This window comes from Microbacterium sp. HD4P20, from assembly GCF_019449275.2.
Lineage (GTDB): Bacteria > Actinomycetota > Actinomycetes > Actinomycetales > Microbacteriaceae > Microbacterium.
On record NZ_JAHZQZ020000014.1, the window covers coordinates 406,615 to 423,020 of the forward strand.

General features: G+C 69.1%; 13 protein-coding genes. All 13 read left to right on the forward strand.

Translation table 11 applies throughout. The features are described 5' to 3' along the window. The first annotated feature begins 1 nt into the window (after position 1). A complete protein-coding gene (nusB, locus tag K0817_RS10195) occupies positions 2-412 on the forward strand; it encodes a transcription antitermination factor NusB (protein WP_219981327.1) in 411 nt (136 codons plus the stop codon). A gap of 40 nt (positions 413-452) precedes the next feature. Beyond that, on the forward strand, positions 453-3,428 hold the full coding sequence (locus tag K0817_RS10200) for a DEAD/DEAH box helicase (RefSeq protein WP_253735296.1): 2,976 nt from the start codon (positions 453-455) through the stop codon (positions 3,426-3,428). A 64-nt stretch (positions 3,429-3,492) separates the two neighbouring features. Further along, positions 3,493-5,061, forward strand: coding sequence for a Rieske 2Fe-2S domain-containing protein (locus K0817_RS10205; protein WP_219981329.1), 1,569 nt, complete (start codon positions 3,493-3,495; stop codon positions 5,059-5,061). 98 nt (positions 5,062-5,159) lie between these two features. After that, entirely contained in the window at positions 5,160-5,690 is a 531-nt protein-coding gene (gene pyrR / locus K0817_RS10210; RefSeq protein WP_219981330.1) for a bifunctional pyr operon transcriptional regulator/uracil phosphoribosyltransferase PyrR, read from the forward strand. Continuing rightward, positions 5,687-6,679 carry an aspartate carbamoyltransferase catalytic subunit gene (locus tag K0817_RS10215; RefSeq protein WP_219981331.1) on the forward strand — a complete coding sequence of 331 codons (993 nt, stop codon included), beginning with the start codon at positions 5,687-5,689 and terminating at the stop codon, positions 6,677-6,679. The genes pyrR and K0817_RS10215 overlap by 4 nt, the downstream gene beginning before the upstream one ends. Then, entirely contained in the window at positions 6,676-8,022 is a 1,347-nt protein-coding gene (locus K0817_RS10220) for a dihydroorotase (RefSeq protein ID WP_219981332.1), read from the forward strand. Before K0817_RS10215 ends, K0817_RS10220 begins: the two co-directional genes overlap by 4 nt. Continuing rightward, a complete protein-coding gene (locus K0817_RS10225; RefSeq protein WP_219981333.1) occupies positions 8,019-8,528 on the forward strand; it encodes a hypothetical protein in 510 nt (169 codons plus the stop codon). The genes K0817_RS10220 and K0817_RS10225 overlap by 4 nt, the downstream gene beginning before the upstream one ends. Continuing rightward, positions 8,525-9,679: a glutamine-hydrolyzing carbamoyl-phosphate synthase small subunit gene (gene carA, locus K0817_RS10230; protein WP_219981334.1), complete on the forward strand. Its 1,155-nt coding sequence runs from the start codon at positions 8,525-8,527 to the stop codon at positions 9,677-9,679. The genes K0817_RS10225 and carA overlap by 4 nt, the downstream gene beginning before the upstream one ends. After that, a complete protein-coding gene (gene carB, locus K0817_RS10235; protein ID WP_219981335.1) occupies positions 9,672-12,971 on the forward strand; it encodes a carbamoyl-phosphate synthase large subunit in 3,300 nt (1,099 codons plus the stop codon). The genes carA and carB overlap by 8 nt, the downstream gene beginning before the upstream one ends. Further along, positions 12,968-13,831 carry an orotidine-5'-phosphate decarboxylase gene (gene pyrF, locus K0817_RS10240; protein ID WP_219981336.1) on the forward strand — a complete coding sequence of 288 codons (864 nt, stop codon included), beginning with the start codon at positions 12,968-12,970 and terminating at the stop codon, positions 13,829-13,831. The genes carB and pyrF overlap by 4 nt, the downstream gene beginning before the upstream one ends. 1 nt (position 13,832) lies before the next feature. Further along, the gene (gene gmk / locus K0817_RS10245; RefSeq protein ID WP_219981337.1) at positions 13,833-14,729 is read left to right on the forward strand and encodes a guanylate kinase; all 897 of its coding nucleotides are present in this window, start codon (positions 13,833-13,835) and stop codon (positions 14,727-14,729) included. A gap of 90 nt (positions 14,730-14,819) precedes the next feature. Further along, complete coding sequence (rpoZ, locus tag K0817_RS10250) at positions 14,820-15,074, forward strand: DNA-directed RNA polymerase subunit omega (RefSeq protein ID WP_219981338.1); 255 nt, start codon at positions 14,820-14,822, stop codon at positions 15,072-15,074. A 91-nt stretch (positions 15,075-15,165) separates the two neighbouring features. Further along, the gene (gene metK, locus K0817_RS10255; RefSeq protein ID WP_219981339.1) at positions 15,166-16,359 is read left to right on the forward strand and encodes a methionine adenosyltransferase; all 1,194 of its coding nucleotides are present in this window, start codon (positions 15,166-15,168) and stop codon (positions 16,357-16,359) included. Positions 16,360-16,406: the final 47 nt, after the last annotated feature.

A 16,406-nucleotide genomic window follows, 5' to 3' on the forward strand; every position in this document is an offset into this window, starting at 1 on the left:
GATGAGTGCTCGCACCAAGGCGCGCAAACGCGCGCTCGACATCCTGTTCCAGGCCGACGTCCGGGGCGACGAGATCGCGACGATCCTCGCGGCCGAAGCGAAGCGGGCCGCGAACGAGCCCGCTCGGCAGGCCTCGTGGCTGTACGCCCGCGAGATCGTCGACGGTGTGATCGACAACCGCGACGCGATCGACGAGCAGATCACCTCCTTCGCGAAGGACTGGTCGCTGGCACGCATGCCCGCCGTCGACCGAGCGCTGCTGCGGATGGCCGCGTGGGAGATCCTGTACAACGACGAGGTTCCTGCGGCGGTCGCCATCGACGAGGCGGTCGAGCTTGCGAAGGAGTTCTCCACGGACGACTCCGGCTCGTTCGTGCACGGCGTGCTCGCGCGCATCGCCCGGGCATCCTGATCCGGCCCGCTTGTCGGCGGGTCTTGCGAGGATGGATCCCGTGACTGCGCCGGACGGGTCCTCGTGGCGTGATCTCCTCGCACCGCCCGCGGCACCGGCCGCGCGCACCGCGACCGCCCTCGCGCTCGGCGTCGAGCTGCGCCAGCGGATACGCCGGGGACCATCGGGGTGGGAACCGGCACGCGTCGAGACGGCGACTCCGCGCGGGCTGCACCAGCACGGCCACGACGTGCTGGTCGGGCTGCGCCCGCTCGAACGCAGCGTTCGCAGTGATGCCTGGATCAAGGGCGCGGTGTCATGGGACGCACTGCGCCGCCCGAATCTGGCATATGAGCCCGCCCAGGCGCGCTGGTTCGCCGAGCTGTACAGCATCGCGCGGGACATCCGCTTGTTCGGCGCGTTCTCCGATGCCTCGGAGTGGCTGACCCTCGACGATGTCGAGTCGACTCTGCTGTGGCCGCATCTGAAGGCGGCGCCGCAGCACGGCATCTCCCTCGTCCCGACCAAGCGCGCCGCCACGGTCTCTGTCGCCCGCGACGCCTCCGTCACGGTGCGGGCGCAGTCCTCCGCAGCCGGCCTCTCGGTCGAGGCCGTCGTCACGATGGATGGGAATCACGCGGATGCCGGATTCCTGCGTCCGATCGGACGTTCGGGCATCTACCGCTTCGCCGCCCGACGCGACGGCATCGAACTCGTCCTCGCAGAGCTCACCTTGCCCGACCCCGTCCCCGCGCTCCTGTCTGCGCGCGCGCCCGTCATGATTCCGCCGGCTGAGACAGCGGAGTTCGTGCGCGAGCACCTCCCTCGCATCGCGCGCCAGGTCGTCGTCGAGACAGCGGGAGTCGAGATGCCACCGCCCCCGCGACCTGAGCTCGTGGTGACGGTGCGCTTCGCGCCGTCGCATCGCCTCGACTACGCCCTGGCGTGGCGATACGGCGGGGCCGCGCCGGTGCCGTTCACGGTTGAGACCGCGACCGAGACCAAGAGCGCGCCCAGCCGTGACGAGGCGGCAGAAGCCGAGATCCGTGCCCGTGTCGAGGCGCTGTGGGACGAGGCATCGCCGGTCGCATTCGCCGCGACGGCAACGCTCTCGGGCCTGGACGCGGCCGAGTTCGGCGCGCGCACTCTGCCCGCCCTCGAGGCCGACCCCGACGTCCACGTCGCCATCACGGGTGAACGTCCGCGCTATCGCGAACTCGCGGGTGACCCGCGCATCGCGGTATCGACGGTCGAGTCCACGGACTCCGACTGGTTCGACCTGGGCGTGGTGGTGACGATCGACGGCCGCAAGATCCCGTTCTCGAGCCTGTTCACGGCCCTCTCGCGCGGCCGAAAGAAGGTCCTGCTCAGCGACGGCGCGTACTTCTCGCTATCGCATCCGTCGCTGCAGCGGCTGCGCGATCTCATCGACGAGGCGGGAGAGCTCGACGAGTGGGAGACGGGACCGCGCCTGAGCCGGTACCAGACGGATCTGTGGGCCGACTTCGAGGACCTCGCCGACGAGGCCGAGCCGGCGCTGGCGTGGCGCGAGACGGCCGAAGGACTTCGCGACGCCGCCGGCGTCCCCTCGGTTCCCGCGCCCCGGGAGCTGCGGGGTGAGCTCCGCCCGTATCAGCGCGCCGGCTACGAGTGGCTCGCGTTCCTCTGGCGACACCGTCTCGGCGGCATCCTGGCCGACGATATGGGGCTGGGAAAGACGCTGCAGATGCTCTCGCTCATCGCCCACACGCGCGAGGCGGGCGAGCACCGGCCGTTCCTCGTGGTCGCGCCGACGTCGGTGCTGTCGACGTGGCAGACCGAGGCCGCGCGCTTCGCGCCCGGCCTGCGCATCGCGATCGTCGATGCCACACGCGCGAAACGGGGGACGACGCTGCCGGATGCCGCGGCATCCGCAGACATCGTCGTCACCTCGTACACGCTGCTCCGGCTCGACGAGGCCCGATTCGCGCGCGTCGCGTGGGCGGGACTCATCCTCGACGAGGCGCAGTTCGTCAAGAACGCACGGACCAAGGCGTACCGCGCGGTGCAGGCCATGCAGGCCGAAGTCGTCTTCGCCATCACCGGCACCCCGCTCGAGAACAGCCTGACCGAGCTGTGGGCGCTGCTCTCGCTCACCGCTCCGGGACTGTTCCCCTCAGCCCGGCGGTTCCGCGAGGACTACGTCGGCCCCATCGAGAAGGGCAAGGTGCCCGAGAACCAGGACGGCGGCGCGTACCGGATTGCGCGGCTCGCCCGCCTGCGCCGCCGCATCCGCCCCCTGGTCCTGCGTCGCACCAAGGAGCTGGTGGCGGCAGACCTGCCCGCCAAACAGGAGCAGGAGGTGCGCATCGAGCTGAGCGCGGCGCACCGGGCGCTGTACGACACCGTGCTGCAGCGCGAGCGTCAGAAGGTTCTCGGCCTGCTCGATGACCTGGACCGCAACCGCTTCATCGTGTTCCGCTCGCTCACGCTGCTGAGGATGCTCAGCCTCGCGCCCGAGCTGATCGACCCACAGCACGCCCACATCCCGCCGAGCAAACTGACGACCCTGTTCGAACAGCTCGACGAGGCCCTCGCGGAGGGTCATCGGGCGCTCGTGTTCAGCCAGTTCACCTCGTTCCTGGGCCTCGTCTCTGCGCGGTTGGAGGAGCGCGGCATCCCGTACGCGTACCTCGACGGGTCCACGCGCGACCGCGACGCGGCGGTGGCAGCATTCCGCGAGGGAGCGGCCCCGGTGTTCCTCATCAGCCTCAAGGCGGGCGGGTTCGGCTTGACCCTCACCGAGGCCGATTACGTCTTCCTTCTCGATCCGTGGTGGAACCCGGCCGCCGAGGCGCAGGCGATCGATCGCGCCCACCGCATCGGGCAGCACCGGAGCGTCATGGTGTACCGACTCATCGCGAGCGGAACCATCGAAGAGAAGGTCATGGCCCTGCAGCAGCGCAAGTCACGGCTGTTCCGGTCGGTGATGGACGACGATGCGTTGTTCGGCAGGGCTCTGGACGCCGACGACATCCGTGGTCTGTTCGAGGTCTGATCAAGCCGGCGCCTAGAATCGTGTGGGTTCGACGGAACGAGTACCGGAAAGGGGAGCACAGCCCATGCGCATCACGGGCCTCGGCCACGCCGGGATGTTCATCGAGACGGCCGGGGGAAGCATCCTCTGTGACCCGGTCATCGGACCGACCTTCTTCGGGTCCTGGTTTCCGTTCCCCGACAACCGCGGGCTGGACTGGGAGCGATTCGGCAACGCCGATTTCCTGTACGTCTCGCACCGGCACCGCGACCACTTCGACCCGGCGCTGATGCATCGCCACGTCCCGAAGAGCATCACGGTGCTGCTGCCGGATTATCCGACCGACGACCTCGAGCAGGACCTGCGGCGGCTCGGCTACGAGAACATCGTTTACACCCAGGCGGGCGTCCCCCTCGAGTTCGGCCCGCTGAAGCTCATGATCACGCCTCTCCGCGCGCCCAGCGACGGCCCGATCGGCGACTCGTCGCTGAGCGTCGACGACGGCACCGCGAGCATCCTGAACCAGAACGACTCCCACCCTCTCGACCTCGAGAAGCTGCTGACCTTCTCCAAGCCCGAGGCGTACTTCACACAGGTCTCCGGCGCGATCTGGTGGCCCATGGTCTACGACCTGCCCCAGGACGCCAAGCAGAACTTCGCCAAACTCAAGCGCGACGCGCAGAACAAGCGCGCGATGTACTACATCGAGAAGGTCGACGCCGAGCACGTGTTCCCGATGGCGGGCCCGCCGATGTTCTTGCGCGACGAGCTGTTCAAGTACAACGGCTGGGGCCTGGACGATGACGCGATCTTCACCGACCAGCGCCAGTTCTTGCAGCACATGAAGCAGGCCCGGCCCGAGCAGAAGGGCTACGAGTTCCTGCCAGGAACCGTCGTGGAACTCGACGGTGGTGAGCTCTCGGTCACGCAGACGCTGTACACCGATGCCGAGATCGACCGGATCTTCGACGACAAGTGGTCCTACCTCGCCGAGCAGCGCGACACGCGACAGGACGAGATCGCAGCTGAAGAGGCATCTCGCGCTGCGGTGCTTCCGCCTGACGAGATGCTCGCGGCGATCAAGGAGTGGTGGGAGCCGCTGCTGCGCCGCGCCCGGACGATTCGCAACGGCGTCGGAGGCGTGGTGCGATTCCGCATCGGCGAGCTCGACATGGTCGTGGACTTCCCCAAGGCGAAGGTGCGCGAGTACGCGGGTGAGGAGTGCATCTACTGGTACACGATCCCTGCCGACCTGGTCTCCACCAACATCGCCGACGGCGAGATCGACTGGTCGAACTCGATCTTCCTGTCGATGCAGTTCGAGGTCGGTCGCAGCGGAAAGTTCAACGAGTTCCTCACGACCTTCCTCAAATGCCTGTCGCGCGACCGCATCGAGTACGTCGAGAACTGGTACGCCGAGCAGACCGACCAGACCGAGGATGCCCGGCTGGGCGACTGGATCGTGCAGCGGCGTTGCCCTCACCTGCGCGCGGACCTCACCAAGACGGGAAAGATCGAGGACGGCGTGCTCACCTGTTCGCTGCACGATTGGAAGTGGGAGCTCGCGAGCGGAAAGTGCCTGACGAGTCAGGGCCACGCGATCCGCGCCTCGCACGTCGGGGCCGACGCCGAGGCGCCGCAGCCTGCCGCGTGAGCTGAACGTGTCGGTGACCGGTCACCAGGACCGGTAGACTCTCGGGGAATCACAGCAACCTTTAACCCCGTCCTGTGAGGCGGAGAAGGGAGCGGCGGATGAGCACGCGCACCGTGCTGCACGAGGCCGACATCGCCCGAGCCCTGACTCGGATCTCCCACGAGATCCTCGAGTCCAACAAGGGACCCGACGGCCTGATCCTCCTCGGCATCCCCACACGCGGGGTGACGCTCGCCCACCGGGTCGGCCGCCTCATCGGGGAGTTCTCCCACGCCGCCATTCCAGTGGGGGCACTGGACGTCACGATGTACCGCGACGACCTGCACCGCAACCCCACGCGCGCACCGCAGCCGACGCAGATCCCTCCTGGCGGCATCGACGGCAAGGTCGTGGTGCTCGTGGACGACGTCCTGTTCTCCGGCCGCAGCATCCGCGCGGCACTCGACGCACTGCAGGACATCGGGCGCCCGGCTGCGGTGCGGCTGGCGACGCTCGTGGACCGCGGCCATCGGGAACTGCCGATCCGCCCGGACTTCGTGGGCAAGAACCTGCCCAGTTCACGCGACGAGCGGGTCAACGTCCATCTGGCCGAGATCGACGGGCGCGAGGAGGTGACGATCGAGTCATGAGACACCTTCTCGACACCAAGTCGCTCTCGCGGGACGATGCGCTGCGCATCCTCGACGTCGCCGAGGACATGGCCGACACCCAGCGTCGCGAGGTCAAGAAGCTCCCGACATTGCGGGGCAAGACGATCGTCAATCTCTTCTTCGAGGACTCCACGCGCACGCGCATCTCGTTCGAGGCCGCCGCAAAGCGGCTGTCGGCCGACGTCATCAACTTCTCTGCCAAAGGCTCCAGCGTCTCGAAGGGGGAGTCGCTGCAGGACACCGCCCAGACCCTGCAGGCGATGGGGGCGGATGCGGTCGTCATCCGCCACGGCGCCTCGGGTGCGCCGCGCACGCTGGCCACGAGCGGCTGGATCACCGCCGGTGTGGTCAACGCCGGCGACGGCACGCACGAGCACCCGACCCAGGCGCTGCTCGACGCCTTCACGATCCGAAAGCGCCGCTTCGGCGACGACAGCCGCGGGCGCGACCTGGCCGGCCTGTCGGTCACGATCGTCGGCGACATCCTCCACTCGCGCGTGGCGCGCTCGAATGTCTGGCTGCTCCACTCCCTCGGCGCGCAGGTGACACTCGTCGCCCCGCCGACGCTCATTCCGCAAGACGTCTCGACGTGGCCGGCGCGCATCTCGTACGACCTCGATGCCGCGATCGGCGAGGCTCCGGACGCGCTCATGATGCTCCGAATCCAGCTCGAGCGCATGAACGCCGCCTATTTCCCCACTGAACGGGAGTATTCGCGGCGCTGGGGCCTGGGCGCGGACCGCCTTGCCGCCCTGCCGCCGGATAGCATTGTCATGCACCCCGGACCCATGAACCGGGGCATGGAGATCTCCGCCGAAGCCGCCGACTCACCGCGTTCGACAGTGCTCGAACAGGTGGCGAACGGCGTGTCGGTGCGCATGGCCGCGCTCTACCTGCTGCTGGCAGGCGCGGAGGAGCAGCCGAACGGCCACAGCCGCACGCCGAACGAGAAGGGGAGCATGAGATGAACGTGTCTCGATTCGCCGCAGACGCGGCCTCGCCACCGGAGACCTTCCTCTTCCGTGGGGCGTCGATCGAAGGTTCGGACGCCGCTGACATCGTCGTCCAGGACGGCGTGATCGCCGAGATCGGCATCGGGCTCAGCCGAACGGGAGCGACCGTCGTGGACGTCGACGGCCTCATCGCGCTGCCCGGCCTGGTCGACCTTCACACGCACCTGCGCGAGCCCGGCTACGAGGCATCCGAGACGATCCTCACCGGGTCGCGCGCCGCCGCCGCCGGCGGCTACACCGCGGTGTTCGCCATGCCGAACACCTCGCCTGTCGCCGACACCGCCGGCGTCGTCGAACAGGAGCTCGCGCTCGGCGAGGCAGCCGGTTTCGTGACACTGCAACCCATCGGCGCCGTCACGGTCGGGCAGAAGGGCGAGCGGCTCGCCGAACTGGGCGCCATGGCGGATTCGCGGGCTCGCGTGCGGGTGTTCAGCGACGACGGCTTCTGCGTCTGGGACCCGCTCATCATGCGGCGAGCTCTCGAGTACGTGAAGGCGTTCGACGGCGTCATCGCCCAGCACGCGCAGGATCCGCGTCTCACCGAGGGCGCTCAGATGAACGAGGGAGCCGTGTCGGCCGAACTGGGCCTGGCCGGCTGGCCGGCTGTGGCCGAGGAGTCCATCATCGCGCGCGACGTCCTGCTGGCCGAGCACGTCGGCTCGCGTCTGCACGTGTGCCACCTGTCCACGGCGGGATCGGTCGACATCATCCGGTGGGCCAAGAAGCGGGGCGTGAACGTCACCGCGGAGGTCACACCGCACCACCTGCTGCTCACCGAAGAGCTCGTGCGCGACTACGACGCGCGCTTCAAGGTCAACCCGCCGCTGCGGCGCGAAGAAGACGTCCACGCGGTGCGCGAAGGGCTGGCCGACGGCACCATCGACATCGTCGCGACCGATCACGCCCCCCATCCCGCCGAAGCGAAGGCATGCGAGTGGCACGCCGCCGCCAACGGGATGGTCGGGCTCGAGAGCGCACTTCGCGTCGTCCACCAGGCCATGGTCGACACCGGCCTGCTCACGTGGGGCGACGTCGCACGTGTCATGTCGCGGGAACCGGCCCGTATCGGACGGCTGGCCGGACATGGCACACCGCTCACGGTGGGACACCCGGCATCCCTCGCCTTCTACGACGCGTCGCCGGCTCGCCCCTTCACGGCGGGCGATCTGCGGGGCCGCAGCACGAATTCGCCGTATGTCGGACGCGAGCTGCCCGGCGAGGTGCGCTGGACCCTGCACGGCGGCACCGCGACCGTCGCCGACGGCGCGCTGCTGACGCAGCCGGGGGTGCGCGCATGAGCCGCGGGGGCGCTCTCGCGATCATCGTGCTCGTCGCTGTCCTGCTCGTCAGCGCAGGGGCGTGGGCGTGGTGGCGCCGCACTCGACGGGACGCGCAGCCGCTCGTGCTGGCGGGGAACCTTCCGGTCGGCGCACGAGTGCGCGCGACATTCGACGTGCTGTACGTCGCGACGACCCGCCACGACGCTCCGCTGGAACGCATCGCGGCGCCCGGCATGGCGTTCCGCTCGAGGGCGACCGTCACCGTCGCCGACGAAGGCGTCGCCGTGGCCATGACCGGCCAGGAGCCCTTCGTGCTGCGCCCTGACCGCATCGTCGACGTCGGCCAGTCCACGGTCGCGATCGATCGCGTCGTCGAAGCGGGCGGCCTGACCAGACTCAGCTGGCGCACCGAGCTCGGCTCGACCGTCGACAGCTACTTCCGACCGCAGGATGCCTCGGCCCGCGCCCTCGCCGATGCCGTGGCCGGCATCCTCACCCCGAACCAGACGGGAACCGACGCATGAACCCTCTCTTCCACACCGAACCGGCCGTGCTCGTGCTCGAGGACGGCACCCGCCACGTCGGCCGCGCCTACGGCGCGCGCGGCACCACCCTCGGCGAGGTCGTCTTCGCCACCGGAATGACCGGGTACCAGGAGACCCTCACCGACCCGTCCTATGCCGGCCAGATCGTGCTGCAGACCGCACCCCACATCGGCAACACGGGCATGAACGACGAGGACCCCGAGTCCCGGCGCATCTGGGTGGCGGGCTACATCGTGCGCGATCCCTCGCGCGTCGTGTCGAACTGGCGCGCCGACGAATCCCTCGACGACGCGCTCTCGCGCGATGGAATCGTGGGCATCAGCGGCATCGACACGCGCTCCGTCACGCGCCATATCCGCTCGGCAGGCAGCATGCGCGGCGGGATCTTCTCCGGCGACGCCGCGGCGATCGACCCCGAGGTGCAGGTGCGGCTGGTGAGCGAGGCGCCGCAGATGGCGGGCCAGAACCTGTCGGCGGCGGTCTCGGTGGCGGCGGCGCAGGTCACCCGCGCGACCTCGGACCGGATCGGCAACCTCGCGGTGCTCGACCTCGGCGTCAAGCAGGCGACCGTCGACAACCTCGCTGCCCGTGGGTTCGACGTCCACGTGCTGCCGCAGGATGTGACGATCGATCAGATCCGCGCGATCGATCCGGTGGCGGTGTTCTACTCCAACGGTCCCGGTGACCCGGCGGCGTCGGGGGACCACGTCGAGCTGCTGCGCGGCGTTCTCGACGACCAGCTGCCGTTCTTCGGCATCTGCTTCGGCAATCAGCTGCTGGGCCGCGCGCTCGGGCTGGGCACCTACAAGCTGCCGTTCGGGCACCGCGGCATCAACCAGCCCGTGCTCGACAAGTCCACCGGCCGCGTCGAGATCACCGCGCACAACCACGGCTTCGCCGTCGAGGCCCCGCTGGACGGTGAATTCGACAGCCCGAACGGCTATGGCCGCGTCGAAGTGAGCCACATCGGTCTCAACGATCGCGTCGTCGAGGGCCTCCGCGCCCTCGACATCCCGGCGTTCTCGGTGCAGTACCACCCGGAGGCGGCGGCCGGCCCGCACGATGCCAACTACCTGTTCGACCGGTTCCGCGACATGGTCGTGGCGCACCTGGAGAAGAAGAATGCCTAAGCGCTCAGACATCAACTCCGTCCTGGTCATCGGCTCGGGCCCGATCGTGATCGGCCAGGCGTGCGAGTTCGACTACTCGGGCACCCAGGCGTGCCGCGTGCTGCGCGAGGAGGGCGTGCGCGTCATCCTGGTCAACTCCAACCCCGCCACGATCATGACCGACCCCGACTTCGCCGACGCGACGTACATCGAGCCGATCACGTGGCAGGTGATCGAGACGATCATCGCCAAGGAGAAGCCCGACGCGATCCTGCCGACGCTCGGCGGTCAGACGGCCCTCAACGCCGCGATCGACCTGCACAACCACGGCATCCTCGAGAAGTACGACGTCGAGCTGATCGGCGCGAACTTCGAGGCGATCAACAAGGGCGAGGACCGCCAGATCTTCAAGCAGCTCGTGCTGGACGCGGGCGCCGACGTCGCGGCATCGCGCATCGCCCACTCTATGGACGAGGTGCTCGCGGCCGCGGACGAGCTGGGCTATCCGCTCGTCGTGCGCCCGTCGTTCACGATGGGCGGCCTCGGATCGGGCTTCGCGTACGACGAGAAGGATCTGCGCCGCATCGCCGGCGCGGGACTGCGCGACTCGCCCACCACCGAAGTGCTGCTCGAGGAGTCGATCCTCGGGTGGAAGGAGTATGAGCTCGAACTCATGCGCGACACGGCCGACAACACCGTCGTGGTGTGTTCGATCGAGAACGTCGACCCGGTCGGTGTGCACACCGGAGACTCGATCACCGTTGCGCCGGCGCTCACGCTGACCGACCGCGAGTACCAGAAGCTGCGTGACATCGGCATCGACATCATCCGCGCCGTGGGCGTGGACACCGGCGGCTGCAACATCCAGTTCGCCGTCGATCCCGCCAGCGGCCGCATCATCGTCATCGAGATGAACCCGCGCGTCTCGCGCTCGTCGGCGCTGGCATCCAAGGCCACCGGGTTCCCGATCGCCAAGATCGCCGCCAAGCTGGCGATCGGCTACCGCCTCGATGAGATTCCGAACGACATCACGAAGGTGACGCCGGCGAGCTTCGAGCCGACGCTGGACTACGTCGTGGTGAAGGTGCCGCGGTTCAACTTCGAGAAGTTCCCCGCCGCCGACACCACACTGACGACGACCATGAAGTCCGTCGGCGAGGCGATGGCGATCGGCCGCAACTACGCCACCGCCCTGCAGAAGGCGCTCCGCTCACTCGAGAAGCGCGGGTCCAGCTTCCACTGGGGGGACGAGCCGCGATCGGCGCAAGAGCTCCTCGACATCGCCAAGCGGCCGACGGATGGCCGCATCGTCGTGCTGCAGCAGGCGCTGCGCAAGGGCGCCACGGTCGCGCAGGCGTTCGAGGCCACCGGCATCGACCCGTGGTTCCTCGACCAGATCGTGCTCATCAACGAGGTCGCCGAATACGTGCGGCACGCCGGCGAGCTGGATGCCGCGACCCTGCGCATCGCGAAGGAGCACGGCTTCAGCGACGTCCAGATCGCACAGCTGCGCAGCGCGTCGGGCGAGATCGGCGAGACCGAGATCCGCGGCATCCGTCATGCCCTCGGCATCCGTCCGGTCTACAAGACGGTCGACACGTGTGCGGGGGAGTTCCCGGCGCTCACGCCCTACCACTACTCGAGCTACGACTTCGAGACCGAGGTCTCGCCGTCGGAGCGCACCAAGGTCGTCATCATCGGCTCCGGCCCGAACCGCATCGGGCAGGGCGTCGAGTTCGACTACTCGTGCGTGCACGCGTCGTTCGCGCTGTCGGACGCCGGCTACGAGACGGTCATGGTCAACTGCAACCCCGAGACCGTGTCGACCGACTACGACACGTCAGACCGTCTGTACTTCGAGCCGCTCACGCTCGAGGACGTGCTGGAGGTCCTCCACGCCGAGGCGCAGTCCGGCACGATCCTGGGCGTCGTGTGTCAGCTGGGCGGCCAGACACCGCTGGGCCTGGCCAAGGGCATCGAGGACGCCGGGTACACGATCCTCGGCACCAGTCCGGCCGCGATCGATCTGGCCGAGGAGCGCGAGCAGTTCTCGCATCTACTCGACGAGGCGGGGCTGCTCGCGCCGCGCAACGGCACGGCGATCGACGCCGAAGGCGCCGTGACCGTGGCCGAAGAGATCGGGTACCCGGTGCTGGTGCGTCCCAGCTTCGTCCTGGGCGGGCGCGGCATGGAGATCGTCTACTCGACCGATGCCCTGCGCGACTACTTCGTGCGCATCGCCGATCAGGCGATCATCGGCCCGGGAATGCCGCTGCTGGTGGACCGCTTCCTCGACGACGCGATCGAGATCGACGTGGACGCGCTCTTCGACGGCACCGAGCTGTACATCGGCGGTGTGATGGAGCACCTCGAAGAGGCCGGCATCCACTCCGGCGACTCCAGCTGCACACTGCCGCCGGTGAGCCTCGGTCGCACCGACATCGATCGCGTGCGCGTCGCGACGCACGCCATCGCCGAGGGCGTGGGTGTGCGGGGCCTGCTCAACGTGCAGTTCGCGATCTCGGCGGGCGTCCTCTACGTCATCGAGGCCAATCCGCGGGCGAGCCGCACCGTGCCGTTCGTCTCGAAGGCGCTGGGCATCCCGCTGGCCAAGGCTGCGTCGCGCATCATGGCCGGCAGCACCATCGCCGAGCTGAAGGACGAGGGGATGCTGCCCGTGCAGGACGGCTCCCGCGTGCCGCTGGACGCGCCGGTGGCCGTGAAGGAGGCCGTGCTGCCGTTCAAGCGCTTCCGCACCGCCGACGGGCAGACGGTGGACTCGGTGCTCGGGCCGGAGATGCGCTCGACGGGTGAGGTCATGGGCATCGATCGTGATTTCCCGACCGCGTTCGCGAAGTCCCAGGAGGCCGCCTACGGCGGTATGCCGCTCGAAGGCACCGTGTTCATCTCAGTCGCAGACAGCGACAAGCGCGCGGTCATCCTCCCGGCGCATCGCCTGCAGGAGCTGGGCTACGACCTCGTCGCCACCGAGGGCACCGCTGAGATCCTCGCCCGAAACGGCATCGCGGTACGCGTCGTGAGCAAATACTCCGAGACGCAGGAGTCCGGCGGCACCAACATCGTCGACCTGATCAACGCCGGCGAGATCGACATCGTGGTGAATACCCCGTCCGGGGGGTCGGCCCGTGCCGACGGCTACGAGATCCGCGCGGCAGCGGTGGCCGGCGACAAGGCGCTCTTCACGACGATGGCCGTGCTGGGCGCCGCGGTCAGCGCGCTGCCCGTGCTGCGCGAGGGCTTCGCCGTGAAGAGCCTGCAGGAGTACGCGGCCGACCGGCTGGCACGCCGATGACCGATCCCGCCACGACCTCGTTCGGCGAGCGGCTGCGCACGGCGATGGCCGCTCGCGGACAGCTGTGCGTGGGGATCGATCCCCACGTGCACCTGCTCGAGGACTGGGGATTGGATGCCTCGGCCGCCGGCGCCCGCGAGTTCGGGCTGCGCACCGTCGAGGCCGCGGCCGAGGCGGTGGCCGTCGTGAAGCCGCAGGTGTCGTTCTTCGAGCGCTACGGCTCGGCTGGCTTCGCCGCGCTCGAGGAGGTCCTCGCCGCCGCGCGCGCGGCCGGTCTTGTGGTGATCGGCGACGCCAAGCGCGGCGACATCGGCACCACCATGGACGCCTACGGCGAGGCGTGGCTGACTCCGGGCTCGCCGCTCGAGGTCGACGCGGTGACGGTCAGCCCCTTCCTCGGGGTCGGAACCCTCGAGGGCACCTTCGCCCTCGCCGAGCGGGAGGGCAAGGGGGCGTTCGTCCTGGCTGCCACCAGCAATCCCGACGCGTTCACCGCACAGCGCGCGCGCCTGGAGTCCACGACGCAGTCGGGGTCCGAGACGGTGTCGGGCGCGATCGTCCACGAGGTGTCCGCGCGCAACGCGCGCGTGACGCCACCGGGGGAGTGGGGGAGCATCGGGTTCGTCATCGGCGCCACGGTGGACTGGGCGGATGCCGGCCTCGAGCCGTTCGCGCCGACCGCGCCGATCCTCGGTCCGGGCTTCGGTCATCAGGGCGCCGAGCCAGCGCAGCTGCGCTCCCGCTTCGGCGCACTGGCCCCCGCGGTGATAGCGTCAGAGAGCCGCAGCATCCTGGCTGCCGGACCCGACCGGCTCGCCGCGCGCATCAAAGAGCGCGCTCTTCTCTACCGTGGTGACTGACATGCCTGATTCCCGCACTCCGCCCGAAGTAGATCGGGTCGCAGCATCCCGCCGCGCCGTCGCCGCTCGTCGCGAGCGGGCCGCCCTGAAGAAGGACGTGGCGATGCGGGTCATCACGCCGCAGGAGCTGCTGCGTCGAGCACTGGCCGATCCGTCCGCGCCGGTCGCCGCGATGCGCGTGCCGGAGTTCCTCACCGCGATCCCGGCCATCGGCGAAGGCAAACGCGACCGCATTCTGAAAGAGCTCGAGATCTCGCCGGTGAAGCGGCTCGGCGGACTGGGGTCGCGGCAGCGCGAAGATCTGCGCCGCTTCCTCGACGAGCGCTGGCCCGAGCTGCAGCCGCGAGGCAACCGAAGCCGCCTGGTGGTCCTGGCGGGGCCCACCGCGGTGGGCAAGGGGACCGTCGCGTCGCACATCAAGGAGCATCACCCCGAGATCCACTTGTCGGTGTCGGCGACGACGCGCAAGCCCCGGCCGGGCGAGGTGGACGGTGAGCACTACTACTTCGTCGACGATGGCGAGTTCGACCGCATGATCGCCGCCGGCGAGCTGCTGGAGCACGCGACCGTCCACAACGCCTCGCGCTATGGCACGCCGCGCCGCCCGATCGAGGCAGCGCTCGCGGCGGGCCGCACGGTCCTCCTCGAGATCGACCTGCAGGGGGCGCGGCAGGTGCGCGCGGCCGACTCGTCGGCGACGCTGGTGTTCCTGCTGCCGCCGAGCTGGGACGAACTGGTCCAGCGACTGGTCGGGCGGGGCACCGAGGACGCGGCCGAGCGAACCAGGCGCCTGCAGACCGCGAAGGCCGAGCTCGCCTCGCAGGGCGAGTTCGACTACCGCGTCGTCAACGACGACGTGGCCCGGGCGGCAGACGAAGTCGCCCGCCTTGCGCGCTGAGCGTCCAGCCTCGCGTAGAATGAGAGGATGCCTCGGCACGCCGAGGCCCGAAAGACTTCCATCCCGTCATCCGATCCAGGAGGTTTCGCCATGGCCGGAACGAATCAGGGCATCATCGAGCCCCCCATCGACACTCTTCTCGAGAAGGTCGACTCGAAGTATCAGCTCGTGATCTACGCGTCCAAGCGGGCGCGTCAGATCAACGACTACTACTCCGACCTGCACGAGGGCAACCTGTTCGACAACGTCGGCCCGCTCGTGGACTCCACGGTGGAGGACAAGCCGCTCACCATCGCACTTCACGAGATCCACGAGGACAAGCTGCGTCTGCGCCACACCGAGTAGCAGACCGCCGTCACGTCCCGATGCCCCCGAAGCTGACATGTCCGCTCTCGGGGGCATACTGGTGCCCGCACCCTTCCGATCTGGAGCATCGATGACCGACCTGCGTCTGTTCACGTCCGAATCCGTCACCGAGGGGCATCCCGACAAGATCTGCGACCAGATCTCGGACTCGATCCTCGACGCGATCCTGACCGAGGATCCGGATGGCCGGGTCGCCGTCGAGACGCTCGTGACCACTGGCCTCGTGCACGTGGCGGGCGAGGTGTCGACGTCGGCGTACGTCGAGATCCCCGCGATCGTTCGCGACGTGGTCAATCGCATCGGCTACACCTCCAGCGAGACCGGCTTCGACGGCGACTCGTGCGGAGTGAGCGTGTCGATCGGCGCGCAGTCCTCCGACATCGCCGCCGGCGTCGACAAGGCCTTCGAGCGCCGCGAGGACGGGTCCGAAGACCCCCACGACCTGCAGGGCGCCGGCGATCAGGGCATCATGTTCGGCTACGCCACCACCGAGACGCCCGAGCTCATGCCCATGGCGGCGTGGACGGCGCACCGCATGGCCGAGCGCCTGGCTGAAGTGCGACGCTCGGGTGCACTGCCGTTCCTGCGCCCCGATGGCAAGACGCAGGTCACGCTCGGCTACGACGGACAGACGCCGAAGACCGTCGAGTCGGTCGTGCTGTCGACCCAGCACAATCCCGACATCTCGCAGAAGGCCCTCCGCGCGGCCGTGCGCGCCGAGGTCATCGATCCGGTTCTGGAAGCGACTGGGCTCGATCTGCCCGATGTGCAGTTCTACATCAACCCGGCGGGCCCGTTCGTGATCGGCGGCCCGAAGGGCGACGCCGGCCTCACCGGCCGAAAGATCATCATCGACACGTACGGCGGTGCGTCGCGGCACGGCGGCGGAGCATTCAGCGGCAAGGACCCGTCGAAGGTGGACCGCTCGGCGGCCTACGCGATGCGCTGGGTCGCAAAGAACGCCGTCGCCGCCGGCCTCGCCGAGCGCCTCGAGGTCCAGGTGGCCTATGCGATCGGCAAGGCGAAGCCCGTCGGCCTGTACGTCGAGACCTTCGGCACCGGACGTGTGTCGGACGAGGCGATCACGCGCGCGATCCTCGACGTCTTCGATCTGCGCCCGAAGGCGATCATCGACCAGCTCGATCTGCTGCGCCCGATCTATGCCCAGACAGCGGCATATGGGCACTTCGGCCGTGAACTGCCCGAGTTCACGTGGGAGCGCACCGACCGCGCCGAGGCCCTGCGCGCGGCCGCGGGGCTCTGAAGACCGCCGCGTGAGCGCGGTGCGTGACGCAGCAGGCCCGGGGAGGC